The sequence below is a fragment of the Paenibacillus motobuensis genome, from assembly GCF_039521865.1.
Taxonomy (GTDB): Bacteria; Bacillota; Bacilli; order Paenibacillales; family Paenibacillaceae; genus Fontibacillus; species Fontibacillus motobuensis.
In genome coordinates, this window is the sequence record NZ_BAAACX010000008.1 from 385,907 (window position 1) to 406,194 (window position 20,288).

Annotated in this window: 16 protein-coding genes and 1 other annotated feature; of the genes, 14 read left to right on the forward strand and 2 right to left on the reverse strand. The window is 45.2% G+C overall.

Annotated elements, in window-relative coordinates; genetic code table 11:
- The first annotated feature begins 134 nt into the window (after positions 1–134).
- The 8 genes from ABD014_RS09920 to ABD014_RS09955 all read left to right on the forward strand — a co-directional run bounded on the left by ABD014_RS09920 (position 135) and on the right by ABD014_RS09955 (position 10,383).
- Positions 135–1,700, forward strand: a complete 1,566-nt coding sequence (locus ABD014_RS09920) for a PucR family transcriptional regulator (RefSeq protein ID WP_343860421.1) — start codon at positions 135–137, stop codon at positions 1,698–1,700.
- 124 nt (positions 1,701–1,824) lie between these two features.
- Positions 1,825–3,090, forward strand: a complete 1,266-nt coding sequence (locus tag ABD014_RS09925; protein WP_343860423.1) for a cytosine permease — start codon at positions 1,825–1,827, stop codon at positions 3,088–3,090.
- Entirely contained in the window at positions 3,091–4,194 is a 1,104-nt protein-coding gene (locus ABD014_RS09930) for an S-methyl thiohydantoin desulfurase family protein (protein ID WP_343860425.1), read from the forward strand.
- Complete coding sequence (locus ABD014_RS09935; protein WP_343860427.1) at positions 4,187–5,737, forward strand: hydantoinase/oxoprolinase N-terminal domain-containing protein; 1,551 nt, start codon at positions 4,187–4,189, stop codon at positions 5,735–5,737. The genes ABD014_RS09930 and ABD014_RS09935 overlap by 8 nt, the downstream gene beginning before the upstream one ends.
- 143 nt (positions 5,738–5,880) lie before the next feature.
- Positions 5,881–6,786 (forward strand): aldo/keto reductase, encoded by a 906-nt coding sequence (locus ABD014_RS09940; protein ID WP_343860429.1) that lies wholly within the window; start codon positions 5,881–5,883, stop codon positions 6,784–6,786.
- A gap of 86 nt (positions 6,787–6,872) precedes the next feature.
- Entirely contained in the window at positions 6,873–6,956 is an 84-nt protein-coding gene (locus ABD014_RS09945) for a hypothetical protein (protein WP_343860694.1), read from the forward strand.
- Positions 6,957–6,986: 30 nt separating this feature from the next.
- Positions 6,987–7,206 (forward strand) — a binding site (T-box leader).
- Positions 7,207–7,304: 98 nt separating this feature from the next.
- Positions 7,305–8,585 carry a tyrosine--tRNA ligase gene (gene tyrS / locus ABD014_RS09950; protein WP_343860431.1) on the forward strand — a complete coding sequence of 427 codons (1,281 nt, stop codon included), beginning with the start codon at positions 7,305–7,307 and terminating at the stop codon, positions 8,583–8,585.
- Positions 8,586–8,709: 124 nt separating this feature from the next.
- Positions 8,710–10,383, forward strand: coding sequence for an S-layer homology domain-containing protein (locus ABD014_RS09955; RefSeq protein ID WP_343860433.1), 1,674 nt, complete (start codon positions 8,710–8,712; stop codon positions 10,381–10,383).
- 69 nt (positions 10,384–10,452) lie between these two features.
- On the opposite strand, the gene ABD014_RS09960 is transcribed toward ABD014_RS09955, so the two are convergent.
- Positions 10,453–11,043, reverse strand: a complete 591-nt coding sequence (locus ABD014_RS09960; RefSeq protein ID WP_343860435.1) for a hypothetical protein — start codon at positions 11,041–11,043, stop codon at positions 10,453–10,455.
- Between the two features lie 324 nt (positions 11,044–11,367).
- On the opposite strand from ABD014_RS09960, the gene ABD014_RS09965 reads away from it, so the two are divergent.
- The 6 genes from ABD014_RS09965 (at position 11,368) to ABD014_RS09990 (ending at position 19,081) form a co-directional block, all read left to right on the forward strand.
- Positions 11,368–12,309 carry an ABC transporter permease gene (locus ABD014_RS09965; protein WP_343860438.1) on the forward strand — a complete coding sequence of 314 codons (942 nt, stop codon included), beginning with the start codon at positions 11,368–11,370 and terminating at the stop codon, positions 12,307–12,309.
- Between the two features lie 13 nt (positions 12,310–12,322).
- Positions 12,323–13,252 carry a carbohydrate ABC transporter permease gene (locus ABD014_RS09970; RefSeq protein ID WP_251413142.1) on the forward strand — a complete coding sequence of 310 codons (930 nt, stop codon included), beginning with the start codon at positions 12,323–12,325 and terminating at the stop codon, positions 13,250–13,252.
- A gap of 84 nt (positions 13,253–13,336) precedes the next feature.
- Positions 13,337–14,848: an ABC transporter substrate-binding protein gene (locus ABD014_RS09975; protein WP_343860442.1), complete on the forward strand. Its 1,512-nt coding sequence runs from the start codon at positions 13,337–13,339 to the stop codon at positions 14,846–14,848.
- A 173-nt stretch (positions 14,849–15,021) separates the two neighbouring features.
- Positions 15,022–16,779, forward strand: coding sequence for a sensor histidine kinase (locus ABD014_RS09980; RefSeq protein WP_343860444.1), 1,758 nt, complete (start codon positions 15,022–15,024; stop codon positions 16,777–16,779).
- Positions 16,754–17,509: a response regulator transcription factor gene (locus tag ABD014_RS09985; protein ID WP_343860446.1), complete on the forward strand. Its 756-nt coding sequence runs from the start codon at positions 16,754–16,756 to the stop codon at positions 17,507–17,509. The genes ABD014_RS09980 and ABD014_RS09985 overlap by 26 nt, the downstream gene beginning before the upstream one ends.
- A gap of 36 nt (positions 17,510–17,545) precedes the next feature.
- The gene (locus ABD014_RS09990) at positions 17,546–19,081 is read left to right on the forward strand and encodes an ABC transporter substrate-binding protein (RefSeq protein WP_343860448.1); all 1,536 of its coding nucleotides are present in this window, start codon (positions 17,546–17,548) and stop codon (positions 19,079–19,081) included.
- A gap of 92 nt (positions 19,082–19,173) precedes the next feature.
- On the opposite strand, the gene ABD014_RS09995 is transcribed toward ABD014_RS09990, so the two are convergent.
- Positions 19,174–20,046, reverse strand: coding sequence for a YitT family protein (locus ABD014_RS09995; RefSeq protein ID WP_343860450.1), 873 nt, complete (start codon positions 20,044–20,046; stop codon positions 19,174–19,176).
- Positions 20,047–20,288 lie beyond the last annotated feature (242 nt).

A 20,288-nucleotide genomic window follows, 5' to 3' on the forward strand; every position in this document is an offset into this window, starting at 1 on the left:
AGTCATCTAGCTGGTAGTAACAATCATTTTACATATTACTTTTAATTTGATATATTGGTCGGTAATTCATTTCGTGAAGTAACCTTAGATAACACAGAAGAAGTGGTGAGTAACATGGGATAACTGTAAAAGATATGCTGCAATTGCCTTCTTTTCGAGGAGCAAAGGTACTGACTGGAAAGAGTAATCTTCACCGTACCGTCTCCTCTTTATCCGTACTAGAGGTTTCAAACGCGGATTATTCCTCTCGAATCGTTAATTCGGTTCAAGAAGAGTGGTATGCGGAAGAGATGGTGATCAGTTCTTTTTACTCCATTAAAGATAGTATAGAGAAGCAGTGTGAAGCGGTTGAGTATTTGTATGGGCTCGGTGAAGTTGGACTGATTCTATATTATGTGGGAATCATTATTCCGGAAGTAGCCGAAGAGGTACTGCAATTAGCAGAGTCCAAAAATTTCATCATCATTTGCATGCCTGAAAATGATTTTTCACTCCGATATAATGAAGTGATCTATGAAGTGATGGAAGCGATTGTTCTGAACAATCAGACGTTCAATGATAATTTTGTGAATGAAGCATTAGAGAAAGTATCTTTGCTGCCAGAACACTCACGAAGCGTAGAAATTACACTTAAATTTCTGTCTGATCGGCTGAAAGCGAACATCATCCTGACGAACACGCATATGGAGATTGTGAATCAAGTGATGTGGCCTCGTAATTCATCGTTAGATGTAGCTCATCTTATAGATGACTATGCTCCCTATTTATTGAATGGGGCGAAGGGACAACCAGAGTCTAATAGCGATTGCTATGTGGAATACAAGAGTGTTCATCAAAAAAACGGAGAAGTACTGTATCTATTTCTAATTAAAGAGAATTCAAAATTACCTTCGAAGACTATCGATAAAATCAGCGAGGTTGTACAGGTGGCCATCAATTTGTGGGGGGATAAGCATAACGAGGTCAGCGAATATGCCCTGGTAAAAGCGATTATTAATGATGAGAGCGATAAAATGCGAAGACTGGCTCATCTTCTCCATATTGATGTTGCTTCCATTCAGATGATGTGGTTAGTATTTATTGATGATTTGTCGAAAGAAAAGCAGATTCGCGAAGAGTTGGAAGAGTATTTGTTCAAATATTACAAAACAGCTGTCATTCAAACCATCGATCATTGTATCATTGCCCTCATGGGAAATTGCTCTTACAAGTACAATGAGTATGAAATTGCAGCCGAGTATATCGACACAACGAATTCTGCCTCGCTTATATCCGAAATGGTCTATGCCCCTAGAATGAGAAATACGCAAGATGTAAGGCGCATGTACCGGCTGGTGAACAGTGTGGGACGGAAGGTCCATCTGATTTATGAGCACCGTAAATTGTATACGGCAGCTGAGATGCGTTCGATGAAACAAGCGATCGATATGAGTGCACAAGGAGAGGAAGTCCTTGAGGAATGGTTGGCTGTTATTGATCCCATTCTGGGTGATCCAGATTCACTTAAGACACTCATGACCTTTTTGTTAGATGCCAAAGGGAATTATGATGACTGTGGAAAAATGCTGTTCGTGCATAAAAACACAGTGAAATATCGGATTAAGAAGATCAGCGAATTAATTGGTTATGATGTAACGGTGAACTCCGAATTTTATGATGTTTGCATTGCTTGTATGATTTATCGACTGATACACAGCTAGTTAAATCCGTAGCTTTTGTCAAAAGGACAAAAATTACGGATTTTTTTTGGGTTTTAGCAAAAGACGTAATGCCATGAATCCCTCTATAATAAGAAAAATTCACTTAACGAGGGGGAGAAATGATATGAGAAAGGACGGGGAGCATCAGTCTTGGTTCACCTTGGGGATGGTTTGGGCCGGAGCGGTGATCAGTATACCAGGTCTCCTGGTTGGGAATACGCTGATCGCAGGGATGAGCTTATCTAAAACACTATTGATCGCCTTTTTGGGTTATTCCATCATCGTTGTCCTGATGATCCTTCAGGGCATTCAGAGCACGGATCTCGGCAAATCAACCGTTCAAGTCGCAGCTCAGGTATTTGGCAAACAGGGCTCGCGCACCATTTTATCCATGATTCTCGCCATTGCTTGCCTCGGGTGGTTCGGGATTCAGGCTAATGTATGCGGAGCAGCACTGGCTAATCTGCTGGCGGAGTATGGAATGACAATCCCAGTTCCCCTGGCTTCATTGATTAGTGGTCTGGTTATGGTCGTCTCAGCGATGTACGGTATTAAAGTGCTGCGAGTACTTAGTTATATAGCAGTGCCTCTACTCATTGTGATATGCATATATGGCTTAATCCAAGCGTTCACGATGGATTCCATTCATCATATTTGGAGCTACCGGCCTGAGAAGCAAATGAACTTCATGGATGGACTAGCTGTAACCATAGGCTCATTTGCTTTAGGGGCCGTTATTGCAGGCGATTATTCGCAGTTTTCGAGAAAGCGTTCCGATGTATTGAAAGCAGCGTTAATCGGTATTGTACCTTCTGGCGTATTGATGATTAGTGTAGGTGCAATTCTATCTTTTGCTTATCAGACTAGTGATATTGCAGCCGTCTTTATAAATATTACAACGCCTTTTATTGGGGGCACAGTGCTAATCCTGGCTACATGGAAAACAAATATGGTTAATGCAATCTCAGGTGGATTTGCCCTCACCAACGTATTGCATATTTCCAAGGATAAAGAGAAATGGACAGTAGGGGTGGCGGGACTCATCGGGACCGTGCTTGCAGTGATCGGAATTTTGAATTATTTTACGCCAGTCATGTCGGTCTTGTCAGCAATGGTTCCGCCAGTAGCAGGGGTTATGATCGCTTCTTATTGGATAATGAACAAGGGGGATAAGAACCGTTGGAAGGAAACAGAGGGGGTTAATCGTCTGGGCGTAATTTCCTGGCTGATCGGTTCAATTATAGCCTGTATGCCAGTTGTTCTGTCCTTCTTCCCAAGCTTACCCCAAGTATCGAATCAGCCATTGATCGGCATCATTATTTCTTTTGCCATGTATGTGGTTTGCTACCGGATCATGGCCAGAAAGTCAGTCCTATTGGAGGGGAATTAAATGAGATATTTAGATAAACAAGCGATTGAGTATATTGCTGTAGGCGCCGCATTCTTAGGAACAGGTGGAGGAGGAGATCCTTACATCGGTAAACTCATGGCTTTATCAGCCATTGAAAAAAACGGACCAGTAAAGCTTTACTCTGTGGATGAAATTGAAGATGAGGATTTCTTCATTCCTTCTGCCATGATGGGCGCGCCTTCCGTATTGATAGAGAAATTTCCGAAAGGAGACGAATTTGTCAAGGTGTTTCAGAAGCTGGCCAAGTATTTGGGCAGAGAGAAAATTTCAGGCACCTTTCCGATGGAAGCGGGCGGAGTCAATTCCATGATTCCGATCGTCGTTGCAGCACAGTTGAATTTACCGCTTATTGATTGCGATGGCATGGGCAGAGCATTTCCTGAGTTGCAAATGGTGACGTTTAACCTCGATGGCATTTCGGCTGCACCGATCGCCATTGCAGATGAGAAAGGGAACATCGGTATCTTCGAGACGATCGACAATAAATGGACGGAACGGTTGGCACGTACAGCAACGGTGGAGATGGGGGCAAGTGCTTTAGTTAGCCTGTATCCGACGACGGGAGCTCAAATCAAGAAAAGCGGTGTCCATCACATCGTGACTCTATCGGAGCAGATCGGAGAGATCATTTCCTCCAAAAATAGAGATGCAAAAGACAAGCTTGAGCAGCTTTTAAGTCTGACCTCCGGATATGAGTTGTTCCAGGGGAAAATAACAGATGTCATCCGGGAAACGAAGGGCGGCTTTAATTTTGGAAAAATGAACCTGGAAGGCATTGAGATGAACAAAGACGAGCAGATGAAGGTTTATTTTCAGAATGAGAACCTGCTTGCCGAGAAGAACGGTCAGGTTGTAGCGATGACGCCGGATTTAATATGTTTGGTCGACTATGAAACCTTGCTTCCCGTGACGACGGAGAGTTTGAAATATGGAAAACGCGTTCGCGTCATCGGGTTGCCAGCGCATCCCAAGTGGAGAACCGAAATGGGAATCAAGACGGTAGGACCGAGATACTTTGGGTATGATTACGATTATGCTCCGATTGAAGAATTGATAAGTAAGGCGGTGGCTAGCCATGTATAGAATTGGAATAGATGTAGGCGGCACGAATACAGATGCTATTATTTTGGACGAGCATAACCGGTTAATCCATAGCGTGAAATCCCCAACGACACTAGATATAAAGACAGGGATTGTGACGTCGCTGCGAAAAGTACTGATGGAAGCGAATGTTGATAAGACGAAAATTACGCATGCGATGCTTGGGACAACGCAGTGCACCAATGCGATCGTTGAACGGAAGAAATTGGCCAAAGTCGGTGTAATCCGCTTGGGATTCCCCGCTACCGCTTCTGTTCCTCCATATACGGCTTGGCCTCAAGACATGGTAGAGAAACTAACAGGAAACTATGCTCTAGTTCAAGGTGGCTACGAATATGATGGTCAATTGCTTAGTGAGGTCGACGAGCAGGAGATTAACGAGCTGCTAACGAAGTGGCGTGATAAAGTAGAAGCTATTGCGATCATTGGTGTATTCTCCTCCATCAAAAATGATCAGGAGCTCAAGGTGCGAGACTTAATCTGGGAAGCATACGGGGAAGACTATCCGGTGTCCTGTTCGTCCTTGATCGGATCTGTTGGTCTGATTGAAAGAGAGAATGCAACGATTCTGAATGCGGCTTTATGCCATGTGATCGAAACGACCACCACAGGTTTTGCTAATGCGTTAGAAGCGGAAGGGATTAAAGATGTTGAAGTGTACCTATGCCAGAATGACGGTACGCTCATGTCGATTGAATATGCCAAGCAATTCCCGATTCTTACGATTGCTTGCGGACCAACGAATAGTATTCGGGGAGCCTCCTATTTGGCAAACATTAAAGATACAATGGTCATCGACGTAGGCGGTACAACATCGGATATCGGTGTTTTGCAGGATGGATTCCCAAGAGAATCCTCTGTAGCGGTAGAAATAGGCGATATTCGCACCAATTTCAGAATGCCAGATATTATCTCAGTAGGGCTCGGCGGCGGAAGCATTGTGCGTGTAGAGGGTGGCAAGATAACAGTTGGTCCAGATAGTGTAGGCTATAGGATCGGAGAAGAAGCGCTTATATTTGGTGGAAGCACCATGACTGCGACGGACATCGCGGTTCGTCTCGGACTAGCTGACATGGGAGATAAGAGTTTGGTCAGTCATATCGATGAAGAGTTTGCAAGACAAGTCCAAACCGTAATTTCTTCGATCATTGCCAAAGCGATTGATAAGATGAAAACTTCTTCCGTAGATGTGCAGATCGTACTCGTAGGCGGCGGTAGCGTGATTATTCCAGATGAGATTCCTGGGGTAGCGGATATCGTGAAAGTGGAGAACGGCGGAGTTGCGAATGCCATCGGAGCATCGATCTCTCAAATTAGCGGACAGTACGAACAAATCTACATTTATTCCCGTGAACCGCGAGAGCAGTCGCTTAAGGATGCTGAGGAAAAAGCAGTGAAACAAGCAGTCATCGCAGGAGCCGATCCGGCTACGATAAATTTGGTTGAAGTTGAAGAGACCCCGCTTGCCTATCACCCGGAGAATGCAACTCGGTTAAGAGTCAAAGTTGTAGGTAAAATGAGTTAGAGGCATGTTTTGCGGATTAGGATTGTAACTGAGGCTTCTCGTTAATTGTACAAATTAATGAGAAGCTTCTTTTTGTCAACGAGGTTAGGCTAATTAAGCTATAATTAGTTATCACAATATGTATGGAAAGGATTCGATAATTGATGAGACGTAAGTCACTTGGCTCCTCTGATCTAATCATTAGCGAGATCGGTCTTGGCTGCATGTCTTTGGGAACAGAAGAGCGAAAAGCAATTGGAATTATCCATGAAGCCTTAGATCAAGGTGTTAATTTTCTAGATACGGCGGATATATACGATCATGGACGTAATGAAGAGCTGGTAGGCAAGGCAATTAAGGGAAGGCGCGATCGCGTAGTACTTGCCAGCAAGGCTGGGAATCGGCGGATTGAGGGTAGGGAGGGCTTGGTCTGGGACCCTAGCAAAGCTTACATCAAATCAGCTATTAAGGAAAGTCTGCGTAGATTGCAGACCGATTATTTGGATCTGTATCAACTGCATGGGGGAACGATCGAGGATCCTATCGATGAGACGATCGAGGCATTTGAGGAGCTGAAGCAAGAAGGCTTAATTCGCTACTATGGGATATCTTCCATTAGGCCGAATGTTATACGGGAGTTTGCAACTCGATCATCAATGGTTAGCGTGATGAATCAATATAGTATTCTTGATCGACGTTCTGAGGAAGAGGTATTGCCGCTGCTGCATGAGAAAGGGATTAGCGTGATTGCCAGAGGACCGCTAGCTAGCGGGGCGCTTGCTGCTGAACGTGAGGTTACTAAAGGATATTTGAACTACACCCCAGAAGAAATTGTTGAACTTCGTACAAAGTTAAGTGCTGTAGCTGGGGAATGTAATAGAACGATGACAGAGCTTGCAATTCGTTATTCGCTCAGCCATCCTGCAGTTGCGACAGTTATTCCGGGTGCAAGCTCACGAGAGCAATTGCTGGCGAATATTGCTGCAGCCAATACTCCTTCTCTAACCCAAGAAGAGATAGAGGCAATTAAGCAGATTAGCGAAGCGAATCGCTATGAGCAGCATCGATAGAGTGATCGCACTTATATGTGGTCAAAAATGTCCGAGTGAGCAGGCCACCTGGCTTAATTTTCACGACCAGAGCTATTTTCATTAAAGTGTTCAAAAAATTTACCGGCATGACCCCCAAACAGTACAGAAATGCGGAATTTCGGCCGGATGGATTTGACAACTTTCGCTAAATTCAATATAATCTTTCATAATTCTATATTTGATATACGTTGAAAGAGCGAAGTAGCGGCAGTCACTGTTCTCAGAAAGCCAGGGGTTGATGGAACCTGGCAGCATACTGTTCAACCGGCGAATTACACTCTGGAGTATCTTGGGTAATGCCAAGCGGATAGCTAACGATACATAGCTCTGAGTGGTATGATGAGGTTAATGCTCTCATACAAAATTGGGTGGTAACACGGTTATTCAATCGTCCCTGGATCTGCTATGCAGAACTGGGGGCGATTTTTTAGTTGGTGATGAAGTCACGTATATCTAGCTTGATAGGATAAGAGATGATATGGGAGGCGGAAGTAAAAATGAATATTATTGATGAACTACAATGGCGCGATGCGATTAATCAGCAGACGGATGCGGAAGGGCTTCGCAAGCTGACGGAAGAGAAGGCAATCTCCTTGTACTGCGGGGTGGACCCGACTGGAGACAGTATGCATATCGGACATTTGATTCCTTTTATGATGCTGAAGAGATTTCAATTAGCAGGCCATAAGCCCGTAATTTTGATTGGCGGAGCGACAGGAACGATCGGCGATCCAAGCGGACGTCAGACGGAGCGGACTCTACAGACGATGGAGCAGGTGCAGGCGAATGTGGAATCATTAACCGCGCAAATGAAGAAGCTGTTCTTGACGGACGGGGATAACCAACTGCGCATGGTGAACAACTACGATTGGACGCATGAATTGAACGTCATTGATTTCCTGCGCGACTTCGGAAAGAACTTCAGCATCAATACGATGCTTGCCAAGGATATTGTAGCTAGCCGCCTGGAGAGCGGAATCTCCTTCACTGAGTTCTCCTATCAAATTCTGCAGTCTATGGACTTCCTGCACCTCTACCAGAATGAAGACGTGCAGCTGCAAATCGGCGGCTCCGATCAATGGGGGAACATCACAAGCGGTTTGGATCTGATCCGTAAAAAAGAAGGCTCTGAAGCAAAAGCATTCGGCCTGACGATTCCGCTGATGCTGAAGGCAGACGGCACGAAGTTCGGCAAGACGGTCGGCGGCGCAATCTGGCTCGATCCGAAGAAGACGACGCCGTATGAATTTTACCAGTTCTGGGCGAATACCGATGACCGCGATGTGGTGAAATACCTGAAGTACTTCACCTTCCTGGACAAAGAGACGATTGAAAATCTGTCCGAAAAAGTAAAAACCGAGCCGCATAAGCGCGAGGCGCAAATTACGCTTGCTGAAGAGATGACCAAATTCGTGCATGGCGAGGAAATGCTAGCCCAAGCTCAGCGGATCACGGCAGCGCTCTTCAGCGGAGATATCAAATCGCTGACGGCTGATGAGATCGAACAAGGCTTCAAGGAAATGCCAACCTTCGAAGCGACCAAGGAATCCAAGAATATCGTTGACTGGCTTGTCGATGTTGGCATAGAACCGTCCAAGCGTCAAGCGCGTGAGGATATTTCTAGCGGGGCTATCACTTTGAACGGAGACCGTATCAGCGAGCTTGAGTTCGAAGTTAGCGCAGATCATGCTATTGAAGGCCGCTTCATCATTATCCGCAAAGGGAAGAAGAAGTATCATCTTGTGAAGCTGGCGAAGGACTATAAACAGTCGTTTTAAAAGAGGCATAGCCCTGTTTCTTGTAATTGGAGAAAGGGGCTATGTTTTTTTACTTCAAATTTTGTTCATTCCAACCGACATATAGAGGAAGAAATATGATTTATCAAGGAGAGGGGTTAGAGAAATGGACAAGAAGATCGCATTTCGGAAATTGGCGAAGCCAATCAGAAGTAAAGGAGGGATATTAACGATCGCTGCAGCTGCGGCTGTATTGATGACAACGATTCTATCCGCTAACGCTGCTTATGCCAAGCATAATGTGAATGAGCATGTGCAGCAGCATACGCGTGCGGAAATCGTGCAGAAGATGAAGGAGTACGTATCGGAGCGTTCCGATGAAGAGTACCTATGGGAAGAGGCTTATGAAGAGAAGCCCGACATAAATTCTTCTTATTCTCCGGGAAAATTAAAGGAAGCATACATACGGGAAGGTCTTAAAGCAGTGAATTGGGTCCGATATCTAGCTGGTCTGCCGGACGATATCGAAGCGGATCTTACACTGGGCAATCAACAGCAGGCAGCAGCGCTTCTCAATGCTGTACATGGGGAATTGAATCATTATCCCACACAGCCTCAGGGGATGAGCGCGAGTCTATACAGCCTCGGGGCTAATGGAGCCAAGAGCAGCAATATCGCTTATGGGGCAGATAATTTCATGGAAGCCGTGGTGGATCTATATATGGCCGATTCGAGCACGGGCAATATCGATAGGGTTGGGCATCGACGCTGGATACTCAATCCGAGTATGAAGAAGACGATGTTCGGCGCTGCGTTAGGGCAGTCGGGAACACACGAAGTTGCATATTCCAATATGTATTCATTCGATAAGTCTCGGCCTGCAGGAGAAGTCACTTATGAATATATTGCCTGGCCAGCGGCGGGGCAGTTCCCGCTTGAAGTATGGCATGACAAGGACCCATGGTCGATCTCGCTGAATCCGGATATTTATGATAATACAAAGACAAGCAGTGTCACGGTCAAAATGACCCGCCAATCCGATGGCAAGGTATGGAGCTTCAGTGCGGAGGATCGGGATAAAGCCGGCAAGTATTTTACCGTGGATAAGGGCGGCTACGGGATTCCTTACTGCATCATTTTCCGTCCGGATCTACCGATGGAATATAAGGCAGAGGATCAGTTCCATATCGAAGTGACAGGGCTCTATAACAAGGGAAGCGGGCAGCCGCTCTCGCTCTCGTATGATACTCAGTTCTTCAAGGCCAAACAGGAGACAGAACAACCGATAGAACAACCAATGAGTCCAACAGTGAATACGGTTCAGATCAGCCCTTGGGCTAAGGAGGATTATCAGAAGCTTAGCGAACATTCACTGCTGGAAGGTCTAGAAGGCAACAATCATGCAAGCCAAATCAGCCGCAAGGAGTTTACCTATATCGCTTTTAATCTATATAAATATAAATCAGGTTATGAAATGCAGGGGATAGAAAGTCCGTTCAGTGATATTGATCAAGACAGAGTCTCCCATGCGGCGAGGCTTGGACTGATTCAGGGGACTTCGGAGGGGAAATTCTCTCCCGAGCAGAAGCTTACCCGCCAGGAAGCGGTCATCATGCTGATGAATCTCTACAAGAAGCTTGGCGGTGATGTCTCCGCTTTGAAGGGTACAAGCTCTGCTTTTGCAGATGATGCCGCGATTGCTGCCTGGGCCAAGCAAGATGCCTATGCCGCGTATCAGTTGGGACTGATTCAAGGAATGGGGAAGAATCAATTTCGCCCGAAGGATAATTTAACCAAGGAACAGGCTTATGTCATGCTGGCCAAATTGTTGGACAAATAAGAGGTAAAGTCAATGCATGGAAAAACCACCGGATGAAAAATTCCGGTGGTTTTCTGCTATACAGAATCATTATTCGACTCTCTGACAATCGTAAACATAACATTTAACGGCATCAAAACCATATGCTCGGTCGCCTTGGATGAGCCATTGCTCATTGACCCTTTTGACGGTGATTTGTCCTTCAATCGGAATACGATCTTGCTCCTTGTTATCTGCATTGAACATAATAATATCTACTTTATAGTTCAGAGAGACGATATCTTCCTGCTGATTTCTAAAATCAAACTGAAGATTGTCGGGCCGCAAAGACACCTTCTGCTTGTTGCTAATAATAACGAGCAGACTCCGATCTCTGACTTTCCTCTCAAAATATTGATCCGTCAAATAAGGCTTGATCTTCTCAAGGATATTTTGGTAGGCTTCTCCAGATTCTAAGTCTTCAACATAATCGACTTCATACTCCGCCAGCTTATAGGCTTTGGCGAGCTCGGTAGCTTCTTCCACAGCGGCGGCAGGTAATTGCTGGTCATTGACGATTACTGTCTGATCCAGGTTGGCTTCAGGATCTTGAGAATATTGCCCAGCTCCCGATGGGGTACATCCCGCCATGAGTAAAATGAAGCTTATAAGGGCAGTAGATACGATCGCTGAGTTTCGCATGTACTGCAGCACCTCTCTTCACCTGATAACAACAATAATACTATATTTTGTATTTTTCAGCCAGTTAATCCAGGAGTTCTTCAAATTCGAGGATCGTATTAGCTGCATCTAAAGTGTACTCAATTATTCATAAACGTAGCGGAAATGAGATTGGTGAGGGCTCGGGGTGCCTTTATTTGTGTTGGAATGATTTTGAGTCACTTTATTAGGAATATATAACGTTTTTGGACTGTGGTCTAACGTTTATTGTCTAGAAAAATGTAAGCGGTTTCTTTTACAATTAAATTATCAGTACAATACATCAACGGGGGGGACGGAGTGAACATGAAAAAGGTGAGACAAAGACGCCTGCGGACGCGCTGGCGCAAACAGGATACAGAACTAACGCTCTTGGCGTTGCCAACTACCGTTTGGTATATATTGTTTTGCTTCTTGCCCATGTTCGGCATCATCATCGCCTTCAAGAATTTCAAAATAACGGGAGGATTCCTGAGCAATGTCTTCAATAGCTCATGGTCCGGATTCAAAAATTTTGAATTTCTGTTCAAATCCAATGATGCCTGGATCATTATCCGCAACACGCTGGGCTATAACTTCTTGTTCATTATTCTGGGCATTGTAATTCCCGTGACCTTAGCACTGATGATTGGCCATCTGCATAACCGTAGAGCGGGTAAAGTCTATCAAACAATGATGTTCTTGCCTTACTTCCTATCCTGGGTAGTTGTCTCTGCAGTCATTTGGGCTTTCTTGAGCTTCGACAAGGGGATTGCGAACCAGATGCTGATCCAGATGGGCAGCGAACCCGTGAACTGGTATATGGAGCCCAAATATTGGCCGTTCTTCTTGGTATTCATGAATATATGGAAGGGTCTTGGCTACGGTATGGTTGTCTATCTGGCCACCATTACCGGCATTGATAGTACTTACTATGAGGCGGCCGTCATTGACGGGGCGTCCATTTGGCAGCAGACCAAGTATATCACTCTGCCGATGATGAAGCTGGTTATCGTGATGATGTTCATTTTGGCTGTCGGCCGGATCTTCTATACAGATTTTGGTTTGTTCTTCCAGGTCCCAAGGGATTCCAACTCTCTATTTAACGTAACCACCACCATAGACGTGTTGGTGTATAAACAGCTCAAGACTGCTACCGTCGGCATGGCATCCGCTGCTGCATTTGTGCAATCCGTTATGGGCTGTCTGACCATTCTACTCGCCAACTGGATCGTTCGCAGAATAGATCCGGACAGCGCGATGATGTAAAGGGGGCGAGTCTATGGCATCAAGAGCTGAAGGAATGACCGGTCTTGAGAAGTTTAACCGAATTGGTAAAGGAATGAACGTTCTTTTTCACCTGATTTTTATTCTAATCGCTCTGGTCTGTGTGGTCCCTTTGTTAGTGGTCCTCTCCATCTCGCTTTCGAGTGAAGAATCCATCAGGCAGACGGGATATCATATGATTCCAACAATGCTATCAACCGAGTCTTATAGCTTTGTCATCCAGCAAGGTACGATGATTCTTCGGGCATTAGGGGTATCGGTATTGGTTACCGTGGTTGGAACCGTTCTGGGCGTACTCTTGACAACATCGATGGGCTATGTACTTTCACAATCGAATTACAAATTAAAAGGACTGCTGACCTGGGTCGTCTTTATCCCGATGGTATTTAACGGCGGCTTGGTATCCAGCTACTATATTAACTCGAACCTGCTTGGACTCAAGGATACGGTTTGGGCGCTTATATTACCGTTAGCGGTGTCATCCTTTAACGTAATTATTTGCAAAACCTTCTTCAAAAGCACGATTCCGGATGGTCTCATCGAATCGGCGGAAATAGACGGCGCCAGCCAGTTTCGTATCTTTTTCTCGATCATTTTACCTATATCACTGCCGGTCTTGGCCACCATCGGGCTGTTTCTATGCTTTGCTTATTGGAATGACTGGTTCCAATCCATGCTCTATATCAATAATCAGGATCTCTATTCGCTGCAAGCTTTGCTTAATAACTTGATGAGCAACGTAGATGCGCTTGCTAGAAATGCATCCAGTATGGGCGTCAGCTACTCTATGTTAGTAGCTACTATGCCGAAAGAGACTGCACGCATGGCCGTGGCAATTTTAATTGTACTGCCTGTGGCCTTTGCGTATCCCTTCTTCCAGAAATACTTTATTTCCGGTTTGACGGTGGGAGCTATCAAAGGTTGACCTGAAATAAACCAGACTTTCTGGTTTATCATATCATCTCAGAACATGCACACGGTGAACATTCATAGAAGGGGGTAAATATTTGTGAAAAGATCATGGAAGCTTCTATCTACACTCTGTATTGTCATGCTGTTAATGTCGTCTCTTGCCGCATGCGGCGGCTCGAATTCCAAGTCCGAAGGCTCTGGCGGAGATGCGAATTCCACAGCTCAGACAAACTCGGGCGATACGGACAAGGCTAAGGATTCGGCGGATATTCCTACTTTGGTATGGTGGACGATCGGGGGGACAGTTCCTGATAACTTTGATAAGGCTATCGCAGCAATGAACGAGTATACGGCTGAGAAGATCGGTGTCAAAATCGATATCAAGGTGGCGAGCTGGGGCGATTGGGATACCAAGATCAACACGATTGTGAATACCGGTGAGCCTTTTGACATTATGTTCACGAACAATACGAAATACAATCAGCAGGTGTCGATGGGCGCTTTTGCCGACATTACGGACTTGGTTCAAAGCGAGTCGCCTGAATTATACAAACTTATTCCTGAGAAAGTCTGGGATGGAACCAAGATCGAAGGTAAAATTTACTCTGTTCCAACCTATAAAGACTCGTCCGTGACTCAATATTGGGTATTTGATAACAAATTCGTACAGAAGTACGGGATCGATCTAAACAACATCAAAACATTGCAGGATCTTGATAAGCCATTGCACGACATGAAAGCTGGGGAAGGTAAAAACTTCTATCCGTTGCCTTTAACCCAAAGCGATGGATTCAACGGCTTTATGAATAGTTATGATGATCTTACTCTCGGCCTTGCTCCAATCGGTGTGAAGTTCGATGATCCATCCCGTAAAGTGGTATCGACGTTGGAGCAATCGGATGTGATGGAAAACCTCAAACTGCTGCATCAATGGTATAAGGATGGTATCATTAACCCGGATGCTCCTACTAAGGGAGAGCCGGATAAAGGCCGCGCGTTCTTTAGCGCTCAAGCGTTCCCTGGCGCAGAAGCGAACTGGCAGATTACTGAGGGCGTAGAAAAATACGACATGGTGCAGACCTTTGGTCCTCTGTTCACAACGAGTACGATTCAAGGTTCCTTAAATGCCATTTCTGCAAACTCTAAATATAAGAATGAAGCTTTGAAATATCTTGAGCTGGTGAATACAGATCCGAAACTGCGTAATATGCTGGCCTTTGGTGAACTCGGCGTGGACTATGATAATGTGAATGGTGAGAAGGTGATCGAGCGGAAGACAGATACTTGGCCGCTAGCTGCTTATACACAAGGTACATTCTTTGATTTGGCGGTGACGAAGGGGGCTCCTGAAGATCAGTGGGAGCAAGTTCGCAAGCTGAATGAAGAAGCATCTTCCTCATCCATCTTGGGCTTTGCCTTGGATATTAGCAATCTATCTACCGAAGTAGCCAATACCAAGGCTGTATGGGATAAATATCGCTATGAACTGATGACAGGTGCTTCCGATCCAGAAGTTATGGTTCCAAAGATTGTTGCTGAAATGAAAGCAGCAGGTATGGAGGCCATCATGAAGGCTGCCCAGGAACAGATCGAGGCATATTTCAAATAATTATGAAATGACGGTGTTGTTTCGAAAGCTCGAACAGGGGGTAGCCTCTGTTCGAGTTTTCCTATTCAGGTTGTATGCTATCTTATAGATAGAATTGATTTTTTTAAGGCAACAACTTATTTTGGTATCAGATACATAACTACATAAGCCTATGGCAAAGGAGGCGTCGCATCGTGTCCTTTTTACAGATTAAAATATATCGCGGCAAATTCATTGCTTATACGGTATTTGTGGTGTCTGTCGGTCTGGGCATCGGTTTACTTACCTGCGCCATACTTCTGTATCAGTGGGTAGATAACGCTCGGAACGAGGCTTCCAGTGCCTTTATTCGTGTGGAGAATACCTTCCAGTATAATGCTGATCGTATTGAGGCCTATATGCAGCGAGTCTACTCCAACAGCGGATTAATGGCTGATGTCCGCTGTTTTCTAGGTAATAGCGCTGAAGGATATCTTACCAGCAGACTTCAGGAAAGCCGCTATAACCAGCCGCTCGTTTCCTTTCCGGATGATATGAAGTCTTTTTTGTATAGCGGGGGCCAAGGAGACATCATTCAAGTAAGCTTGCATACCGAGCAGCTAGGGAATATGATCCGCTTTGACAATAACGGCAATGCAAGCTTCAAGTTTCAGCTTCCTAACACGGACGAAGCCTTCCAGGAGTCTATTCATAAGGGATTCGTCTACCGCAAAAAATTGTCCGACCCGAACCAGATTTCGCGCCAACTGGGCGAATTTCGCTTTTTGGTCAGCAGTGACCGAATATTCAGGAATGTTAATAATTACCGCGTTGATCAAGCGGCTATTGTCAGTGTTTCTGGCGATATATACCCGATCGTTGGGGCTAATCGTCATACTGAAGAGCTAGCCCGTCAGGCCGTGGCGGATGGGCGCAGCCAAGGCTATCTGTCCATGGGTGGTCTAAACGGTGTTTTTTTCGTCACGCATCCCTCTACCAAGTTCGATTATCAGTTCGTTGGCTTAGTGGATCTGGGTGCGATGATCCGTAATCAAGCGGGCGTGCTCTTAACCGTCTTTCTTATTGTTCTGTCAGCGATGATCAGCGTTCTGATGCTCATTGTTCATAATCTAAGAGATGACGCCAGATTTCTTCATCATATTATTCATTCCATGGGACGAGTAAAAACCGCAGACTTCACGCCAGAGACGCCTGCACGTTATCGGCGCAACGAATATGATATGATCTCGCGAGAATTAGAAGATATGGCCAGACAGTTGGATAAGTATATCCGTACAGAATATTTGCTGAAGCTGAAGCAACAAGAAACTGAGATGAAGGCGCTTCAGAATCAGATCAATCCCCACTTCTTATACAACACCTTAGAGGCTATACGTTCTAGAGCATTAGTGAATAGCGATGTTGACACTGCCGATGCCATCGCCACTCTAGGCGCTCTATATCGTGGTATAGTGAAACATGAGAACATTATTACGATCGGCAAGGAGCTATCTTTGCTGCAAGAATACCTCAAAATCATGGAATTTAAATATCCGGACCGGTTTTATTATCAATTTAATGTAGATGAGACATTGTTATCTTTACCTACCGTCAAATTCTGGATGCAGCCCCTCGCGGAGAACTTTTTCGTGCACGGGTTTAACCCAAGCAATGAGTTCAATTTATTGGTCATTAAAGGATGGGAAGCCGAGAAGCATTTCATGCTTGAAATTGTGGATAATGGCAAGTGGATTACCGAGGAGCGTTTGAAAGAAATCCGCGACACTTTATTTCGCAAGGATGATGCTCCAGTGAAGAATATCGGGCTGCATAATGTGTATACTCGGCTGCATTTTTTCTATGGCGAAGGCTTTGCCATGAAGATTGAAAATAATGAAGAAGCGGGTGTCAAGATTTCTGTAATCATTCCAAAGGAGGTCGCTTTGCATGTACAAACTTCTGATTGTGGATGACGAGCCTCAGATTTTAGAAGGAATGAAACGAACCCTGAATTGGGAGAAGTATGGCTTTGGCTGTATTGAGACGAGCGAGACGGTAGAGGATGCTATCTCAAAGGCCGTGGCAATCTATCCAGATCTAGCCATCTTTGATGTATGTATCGGCAAGGACCGGGGCTATGACGCCATACACAGGCTTAATCAGTTGGGCCTACCGGCGAAGTATATTATCATGAGTGGTTACAGTGAATTTGAATACGCTCAAGAAGCCATTAGGTGCGGGGTCAAGGATTACCTGCTCAAGCCTGTAAATCGATCGATACTGCAGCATGTTGTTGAGAAGATCATTGTAGAAGATCTGCATGGCACTATTGAAGGGACAGATCATGATGATATCAACATAGATCCCGTTCTAGGAGTACGTTATGATAGTCTGTCCAAACTTATCAACCGGATCCTGTTGATGGTCAAGTCGGAATATACTCAGAACATATCATTGAAGGTGGTAGCGGAACAGTTCCGCATGAATGGAACTTACTTGGGGCAGCTGTTTCTAAAGGAAACACAAATGAAATTTTCCGAATACGTTATGGCTTACCGGATGCTCCGGGCACGTGAACGAATTTTATCCACCGACGAGAAGATAGCTAGTATTGCGATATCCGTAGGATATCCAAGCTTGAGTTATTTTTACACGCATTTTCACAGCTTCTTCGGTAAGTCGCCGTCAGATTTAAGGAAGTAGATACTGTGCTCTAGGAGGGCGGGAAGGAGACAAGTTATGCCGCGGCAGCAACTTACCTTTGGTATAAGTCGACTCGTTACGATACTAATGCTCACCATGGGTGTTGTCATGGCTTCGGCAGGTTGTTCTTTGTTCGCTAGCAATGGGGAGGAGAGCACCTCTGACGAAGACACGGTGAATCTCATCTATTATACAATTGGGGAACCGGACAAAGATCTTAAGATGGTGAATGATAAGATCAATGAGATCCTGGCTCGAAAAATTGGTATTACCATTACTTACGTTAAAATAGGGTGGCAAGAGTATGAAGACCGTCTGAACACGATGGTATCTGCAGGCACTCCCTTTGATATCGCTTTTGCTCCGGAATACGCAACCTACATCCAACGAGGGGCCTGGCTGCGATTGGATGATTATCTCTCCAGCGTAGGCAAAGAAATGTATGACGTTATCGATCCTATTTTTTGGGAAGGTATGCGAATGCACGATGGCAGCATTTACGGCGTACCGACCAACAAAGAGCTGGCCACGCGAGAGCAATGGATGTACCCAGATGAACTTGTGAAAAAGTACAATATTGATATTTCTGGATACAATACTTTGGAATCACTTGAACCGCTGTTTAAAATGATCAAAGAAAAGGAACCTGCTTACCAGCCGGTGGAGTTGGATAAGGACTCTCAGAATTTTTTTGCACTGGATGGTTATGAGTATATTATCGACAAAAAACTTCCCCTGATGGTCCTGTCACAAGATCCCGATGCTCCGGTTGTGAATATCTTCGAGACGAAGGAAGCAAGGAAGGTGCTGTATACTCTCAGACGTTATTATATAGCAGGTTATATCAACGAAGATGCAGCTTTGCGGGAGAACCAGGGGCTGGGCAGAAATGAACGAGTCTTCTGGAAAGCCGCGGGAGGTGGCCCACTCTCGGAGAATAGCTGGAGTAAGGATCGTGGATATAAGGTGGTGGCCCATCCTGTAACCCCTTTGCTGGTCACGACAGAATCTGTTCGAGGAGGAATCATAGCGGTTAGTGCAGATACTAAACATCCCGTAGAGTGTATGAAATTCTTAAATGTCTTGAATACCGATCCTGAGGTTCGTAATCTATTCAATTATGGTATCGAAGGCGTACATTATAATCTGGATTCCAATGGTCAAGTCGTACTTATAAGGCCGAAGGATAGCCACGGGGATCCTATACCTGACGCACCGCCAAATTATACGGGAGTGCAGTATACCCAGGGCAACTGGTTTATCCTGAAGACGATGGGGGGAGACGTACCGGATCCTTTGAATAAATGGGAACAGTATCGTGATTCGAACAGCCATGCCCTCAAGTCAAGCATATTTGGATTTACGCCGAATCTATCCTCTATGCCGATTCAGCGGAAGAATATTGAAATGGTCTGGGAGAAATATTATCCCAGCCTGATGACAGGAAGCCTGGATGTGGACGCTGAGCTGCCAAAGTTCAATGATGAGCTCAAACAGGCGGGTATCGATGAAGTACGGGCGGAGGTTCAGAAGCAGCTTGACGACTGGCGTGCTGAGCACAATAGAAAGTGAATTTAAGATTCGACATACAAAAGCCAGTTCAGCTCCATCCTCAGATGGCTGCCGAACTGGCTTGATTATAATCGGAAGAACTGAGATGCCTGCTATCTTCTCGGCCTTCTGAAGCGGCCAAGAATTTCTGTCGATTGCACGACATTCATAAACGCTTTCGGATCTGTTGTCATGACTGTCTTGCGAACGGACGGCACCTCATACCGTGTCGTCACGGTCATAAGCATATAGTTGTCTTCCTCACTGTAGCCGCCTTCGGAATGGAGACAGGTGATCCCATGATGCAGCTTGCGCAGCTGGGAGAGCATCTCGTCCTTCTTCTTCGTTACGATGAAGCAGGTCACCTTAACATGATCTACGTGGATCATATCAACGACTTTTCCCTTAATGTAGGTTGACAGCATGGAATAGAGCGCCAAATCCCAGCTCTTATAGAAGCCTAGGACCAGAATGACGATCCCGTTCAATACTAACAGAATATTTCCCATAGCGAAGTCATGCTTGTATGTAACGATGGAGCCGACGATATCAAAGCCGCCGGTAGACCCGCCAACACGTAATGATAAGCCGATGCCGATTGCGGAAATAATCCCGCCGAAGATGGCACCTAGAATCGGATCCTTTGTAACCTGGTACTGTGGAATGATGGCCATGAACCAGGTTGTGCTGACAACGGACAGGCAGCTTAGAAGAATATAACGTCTGCCAACCGCTCTCCAGCCCCATACGATTAACGGTAAATTGAGAACGAAATATAGCAGTGAGATGTTCCAGCCCGTCATATAGCCGATAATGGAAGCGACGCCGGTAATCCCACCGGACAGAAGATGATGCGGGACCAGGAACAGGTTCGTTCCGACGGCGACCAGAAATGCGGACAATAAAGTGATAAGTACTTCATGCATCGGTTTCAGTGTAGCTTTGATTGGTTTTTCAATAAATGTAGGGTATTTGCCCAGGTTCATTTTCGAGCCTTCTTTTCTCGGTGTAATAGTCAATAGATTATTATTATCACACTAAATTATGTTTTTTATCAAGGTACAAAACTATGAAATGAATCACAAAAGCTGGAATATGCGTTTAAACTCTTCTTCAGCGCACTTTCCCTGAAGGGAGTGGAATCCGACCTGCCATCCTAATCAGAATCTGCTTCCATTAAGAATTGGAACGGATTAGTGCCAATGTTTGACCTTTTTTGCATGAGATG

What these genes read in the sequence shown, in the direction of transcription:
- ABD014_RS09920 (WP_343860421.1), top strand. Translation starts at nt 135, where the DNA reads ATGCTGCAATTGCCTTCTTTTCGAGGAGCAAAGGTACTGACTGGAAAG.
- ABD014_RS09925 (WP_343860423.1), top strand. Translation starts at nt 1,825, where the DNA reads ATGAGAAAGGACGGGGAGCATCAGTCTTGGTTCACCTTGGGGATGGTT.
- ABD014_RS09930 (WP_343860425.1), top strand. Translation starts at nt 3,091, where the DNA reads ATGAGATATTTAGATAAACAAGCGATTGAGTATATTGCTGTAGGCGCC.
- ABD014_RS09935 (WP_343860427.1), top strand. Translation starts at nt 4,187, where the DNA reads ATGTATAGAATTGGAATAGATGTAGGCGGCACGAATACAGATGCTATT.
- ABD014_RS09940 (WP_343860429.1), top strand. Translation starts at nt 5,881, where the DNA reads ATGAGACGTAAGTCACTTGGCTCCTCTGATCTAATCATTAGCGAGATC.
- tyrS (WP_343860431.1), top strand. Translation starts at nt 7,305, where the DNA reads ATGAATATTATTGATGAACTACAATGGCGCGATGCGATTAATCAGCAG.
- ABD014_RS09955 (WP_343860433.1), top strand. Translation starts at nt 8,710, where the DNA reads ATGGACAAGAAGATCGCATTTCGGAAATTGGCGAAGCCAATCAGAAGT.
- ABD014_RS09960 (WP_343860435.1), bottom strand. Translation starts at nt 11,043, where the DNA reads ATGCGAAACTCAGCGATCGTATCTACTGCCCTTATAAGCTTCATTTTA.
- ABD014_RS09965 (WP_343860438.1), top strand. Translation starts at nt 11,368, where the DNA reads ATGAAAAAGGTGAGACAAAGACGCCTGCGGACGCGCTGGCGCAAACAG.
- ABD014_RS09970 (WP_251413142.1), top strand. Translation starts at nt 12,323, where the DNA reads ATGGCATCAAGAGCTGAAGGAATGACCGGTCTTGAGAAGTTTAACCGA.
- ABD014_RS09985 (WP_343860446.1), top strand. Translation starts at nt 16,754, where the DNA reads ATGTACAAACTTCTGATTGTGGATGACGAGCCTCAGATTTTAGAAGGA.
- ABD014_RS09990 (WP_343860448.1), top strand. Translation starts at nt 17,546, where the DNA reads ATGCCGCGGCAGCAACTTACCTTTGGTATAAGTCGACTCGTTACGATA.
- ABD014_RS09995 (WP_343860450.1), bottom strand. Translation starts at nt 20,046, where the DNA reads ATGAACCTGGGCAAATACCCTACATTTATTGAAAAACCAATCAAAGCT.